This window comes from Micromonospora sp. NPDC051296, assembly GCF_040682255.1.
Lineage (GTDB): Bacteria > Actinomycetota > Actinomycetes > Mycobacteriales > Micromonosporaceae > Micromonospora > Micromonospora craterilacus.
Genome location: NZ_JBFBAO010000498.1, coordinates 1 through 4,048, shown reverse-complemented (window position 1 = coordinate 4,048; position 4,048 = coordinate 1). Strand labels below are relative to the sequence as shown.

At 71.1% G+C, this 4,048-nt stretch carries 6 protein-coding genes; 3 read left to right on the top strand and 3 right to left on the bottom strand.

Annotated elements, in window-relative coordinates; translation table 11 throughout:
* Positions 1-1,456 (top strand): hypothetical protein (locus tag AB0M52_RS31720; protein ID WP_363961324.1); only part of this gene is annotated, 1,456 nt, incomplete at its 5' end.
* Between the two features lie 18 nt (positions 1,457-1,474).
* Here AB0M52_RS31720 and AB0M52_RS31715 read toward each other — a convergent pair.
* Positions 1,475-1,924, bottom strand: a complete 450-nt coding sequence (locus tag AB0M52_RS31715; protein ID WP_363961322.1) for a PPC domain-containing DNA-binding protein — start codon at positions 1,922-1,924, stop codon at positions 1,475-1,477.
* Positions 1,925-2,069: 145 nt separating this feature from the next.
* Positions 2,070-2,753, bottom strand: coding sequence for a DUF2306 domain-containing protein (locus tag AB0M52_RS31710; protein WP_363961320.1), 684 nt, complete (start codon positions 2,751-2,753; stop codon positions 2,070-2,072).
* Between the two features lie 182 nt (positions 2,754-2,935).
* Here AB0M52_RS31710 and AB0M52_RS31705 point away from each other — a divergent pair, with 182 nt between their 5' ends.
* Both AB0M52_RS31705 and AB0M52_RS31700 read left to right on the top strand, forming a co-directional pair.
* Positions 2,936-3,232 carry a metalloregulator ArsR/SmtB family transcription factor gene (locus AB0M52_RS31705; RefSeq protein WP_363961318.1) on the top strand — a complete coding sequence of 99 codons (297 nt, stop codon included), beginning with the start codon at positions 2,936-2,938 and terminating at the stop codon, positions 3,230-3,232.
* Entirely contained in the window at positions 3,232-3,621 is a 390-nt protein-coding gene (locus AB0M52_RS31700; protein ID WP_363961326.1) for a VOC family protein, read from the top strand. The genes AB0M52_RS31705 and AB0M52_RS31700 overlap by 1 nt, the downstream gene beginning before the upstream one ends.
* A gap of 4 nt (positions 3,622-3,625) precedes the next feature.
* On the opposite strand, the gene AB0M52_RS31695 is transcribed toward AB0M52_RS31700, so the two are convergent.
* Positions 3,626-4,048, bottom strand: a 423-nt coding sequence (locus tag AB0M52_RS31695) for a response regulator transcription factor (RefSeq protein ID WP_363961316.1), incomplete at its 5' end; no start/stop codon positions are given.

Below are 4,048 nucleotides of genomic sequence, written 5' to 3'. Positions count from 1 at the left end.
CGTGGTCGAAGCCGGTCCGGCCACCCGGATCACCGAGCTGCGGACCGCCGCGCGTACCGGCCGGCACTTCCTCCGGCTGCTCACCGCCCGGGGGCGGCTGGCCCGGTACGCGGCCAACGTCATCGAGGGGTACGCCCTGACCGCCGCTGGTGCGGAACTGGACGGGCCGAGCCAGCGGTGGCTGGCGGTGATGCGGCACCGGGTGCCCAGCGGAGCCGCCCTGCTGCCCGTGCTGCGCGTCCTGGTCGAGCACGGCACCCGACCGCCCGAGGTGCCGATGCTGCCGGGCGACGTGCCCGTGCTGGCCGACGTCGCCCGCAGCTGGCTGGACTGGCTCGACACCCTCGGCCTCGACCTGTCCGACGACGGCGCCCCGGACACGGCGGACGCCTGGCAGCCGACCCGGATGGAGTACCGGTTCGACATGTCGGCCCGCTTCGGCGACAACGACGTCGTGCTCGCCGCCCCCGAGTACGACGGTGGCCGCCTCGACTGGTACTCGTTCACCGTCGACACCGCGGCCACGTTGCCCGCCACCAACCAGATCGGGACGATCGTCAACACGCTGCTGCCCGCCCCGGCCGCGTACCCGGGCATGCCCGCCGCCCGGTGGTGGGAGTTCGAGGACGCCCGGGTGGACTTCGGCCGGGTCGAGGCGGAACCCACCGACCTGGCCCGGCTGCTCCTGGTCGAGTACGCGACGGTCTACAGCAACGACTGGTACCTGCTGCCGTTGACCGTGCCGACCGGCACCGTCGTGAAGATCAAATCCTTGGTGGTGACCGACACCTTCGGCTTCCGTACCCTGGTCCGGGCGGCCGGCGCGCTACCCGGCGACGGCCAGGACTTCAGCCTCTTCCGGCACACCGTCACCGGCCCCGGCGCCGACGTGTTCGGCGGGCGCTCCGACGGCCTGCTCATCGCCCCGGCGATCGCCGACCAGCAGGAGGCGGCACCGGTCGAGGAGGTCCGGATGTTCCGCGACGAGATGGCCAACGTCGCCTGGGCGGTCGAGACCGTTGTCGAGGGCGCCACCGGCAACCCGATCCGCCGGCACGAGACCGCCGACCTGCTCAGCGTCGAACCGGCCGACGGGACGGCCAGCAACGCCTACTACCAGCTGGCCACCTCCGTGCCCGAGCACTGGTTCCCGCTGCTGCCGGTGCAGCCCACCTCCGGCGCGTACCGGCTGCGCCGCGCGACCGTGCCGCGCCGGCACGACGGGCAGACGGTCACCCCGCAGCCGCTCGGGCAGCTCCTCGAACCCGGCACCGACCTGCTGATCCACGAGGAGGAGGTGCCTCGGGAGGGGGTGCACGTCACCCGGGCGCGGCAGCGGGCCCGCTGGTCCGACGGCTCCACCCACACCTGGATCGGCCGGCGCAAGCGACCCGGTCTCGGTGAAGGGTCGAGCGGCCTGCTCTTCGACCAGGTGGTGGACGACGTCGCCCGGTGACCGCCCGCGCGAGCGGGATCATGCAGTCTGCGTACCGGGCGCGTTGAGCAGCGCGAGGCCGGTTTCCGGATCGACCTGCTTGGTGAGGTTCCCGCCCACCTCGGTGATGATCACTTCGAGCGTGGGCCAGACCTCGCCGCGCAGGAGGTGCCCGCCGACGGTGGTCCCGTCGCGGCGGCCGAGCACGGTGTGTACGTGCAGTGCCGGCTTGCCCTGACTCTCCGCGATGTCACCGAGCAGCGAGAGCACCTCGACCTGTTCCGGTACGGCGACGCGGACGTAGTCCCGCGCCTCCCGGTCGAAGTAGCCGACCTCGGCGGTGTGGAAGCCGCCGACGCCCGTGACCCGGGCCCCGCGGATGTCGGACCGGTTCGCGACGTCGTTGATGACGCTGACCGCGTCCTCGCCCTTGTCGACCGCGACCACGATCACGCGGTGGCCACCATCGGTCAGCTCGGTCGTCCTCATGACCGGCGTCCCCTTCCGGATACGAACTGCACGGCGTGCTGCCGACGGTGTTACCCGGTACGGGCGACTCCTCACGGACCAGCCGCCCGATGTTTCGGGCGCGCGGACCGTCGCTCCAGGTGCCCTCCCTGATCGCATCGGGTCGTCAGGATCGCGCGGCCGCGGCGTGGGGCTCGGCGGGGGAGAGCCGGGCCGGCCGGGTCGACCCGGCGCGGATGATCCACTCGGCGACCGCGATGTTGATCAGCCAGCCGGCGGCGTGCAGCAGGGCGCGGGGCAGCTCACCCGGCGTCCCGGAGACCAGCATCCACGGCAGGTGGGTGAGGAACTGGGTGCCGGCGCCCTGGCCGATGGCGTACCCGCGGATCATCCACGCCCGGTGCCGGGCGAGGTCCCGCCGCCGGATCGCGACGAAGCCGAGCACGATGCAGACGACCATCGCCGAACCGAAGCTGATCCGCAGGCCGATCAGCAGCTCGCCGTCGATCGGCAGCAGCGGATAGAACAGCGACATCCAGATCCCGGAGAGCCCGGTGAGGAGCCCGGCCGGGACCAGGACCCGTCCCGCCACCCGGTGCCAACGGCGGTGCCGGCGGCGGAAGCCGGGGGCGAACTGGAAGGCGCCCAGCAGGCAGTACAGGCTGGCGGTGACGGCATGCACCACCACCGGCAGGGGATCGTGCACGAACCGGGCGTTCTCCGGTGTCACCACCGGGCCGGTGGAGAGGTCGGCGACCCGGACGGCGCCGGCGGCCACCGGTACGAGGGCGAGCAGGATCAGGCCGGTGGGGATCAGCCACTCCCGGCGGCCGGAGCGATTCACGGACATGGCTCGATGATGCGATCGCGGCGGCGTGGACTCATCGGTATCCGGGCCCGGGTTGAACCGGCCGATGGTGCGACGCCGCGCTCGTACTTAAGACCTGGTCGCTCGGTAGCGGCACGTCGAGCGACGCGGCGCTGCGGCGATCCACTTGACAGGCAAGTGACTACTTGCCTATAACTGTGCCGATGGACGCAGACCGCGATCTGTTCAAGGCCATAGGTGACGCGACGCGACGCGTCATCCTGGACGAGCTGACCGACAAGGACGGTCAGACGCTGTTCGAGATTCGCGGCCGGCTGGTCATGAAGCATGGCCTGGCCTCCACCCGCCAGGCCATCTCGCAGCACCTCGCCGTGCTCGAACAGGCGGGCCTGGTGCACAGCCGGCGGCAGGGCCGGTTCAAGTTCCACCACATCGACACGAGCCCGTTGCGCTCGATCATCGAGAGGTGGCCCATCGACCGAGAGGAACCACACCCGTGATTCGCATCAAACTCACCAACGTGCTCGTCGACGACCAGGCAAAGGCGCTTGCCTTCTACACCGAGAAGCTGGGGTTCATCAAGAAGACCGACGTGCCGACCGGCGACGCGCGCTGGCTCACCGTGGTGTCCCCGGCCGACCCGGACGGTGTCCAGCTGCTGCTGGAGCCGGACAGCGGCCACCCGGCGGCGGGTCCGTTCAAGAGTGCCCTGGTCGCCGACGGCATCCCGTACACCCAGTTCGCCGTCGACGACGTCTACGCCGAGGTCGAGCGGCTCAAGGGGCTGGGCGTCGAGTTCACCCAGGACGCGATCGACATGGGGCCGGTGGTCACCGCCGTGCTCGATGACACCTGCGGCAACCTGATCCAGATCATCACCATGAAGTAGTTGCTCAACCGCCGCGGCGGACCCGGTGCGTCTCGTACGCCCAAATGGCGACCTCGACCCGGTTCCGGGCCGCGAGTTTGGTCATCAGGCTGGCGACGTGCGTCTTCACCGTGCTGAGGCTGATGTGCAACTCGCCCGCGATCTCGCTGTTGGTCCGTCCCCGGGCCACCGCCGCGAGGACCTGTTCCTCCCGGTCGGTGAGCGGCTCGACGGGTTGCCGGGGCGGCACGGTGGGCCCGGTGTCGGCGAAGGCCCGCAACAGCCGGGTGGTGACGCTGGGGGCGATCAGCGCGTCACCGCTGGCCGCGGCGTGCACCGCCTGGCTCAGCAGCACCGAGCCGGCGTCCTTGAGCAGGAAACCGCGGGCCCCGGCGCGCAGCGCGGCGTAGACGTACTCGTCGAGGTCGAAGGTGGTGATGACGATGAC

Excerpts from the sequence above, each read along its gene's own strand:
- AB0M52_RS31710 (WP_363961320.1), bottom strand. The coding sequence starts at position 2,753 with ATGTCCGTGAATCGCTCCGGCCGCCGGGAGTGGCTGATCCCCACCGGC.
- AB0M52_RS31715 (WP_363961322.1), bottom strand. The coding sequence starts at position 1,924 with ATGAGGACGACCGAGCTGACCGATGGTGGCCACCGCGTGATCGTGGTC.
- AB0M52_RS31705 (WP_363961318.1), top strand. The coding sequence starts at position 2,936 with ATGGACGCAGACCGCGATCTGTTCAAGGCCATAGGTGACGCGACGCGA.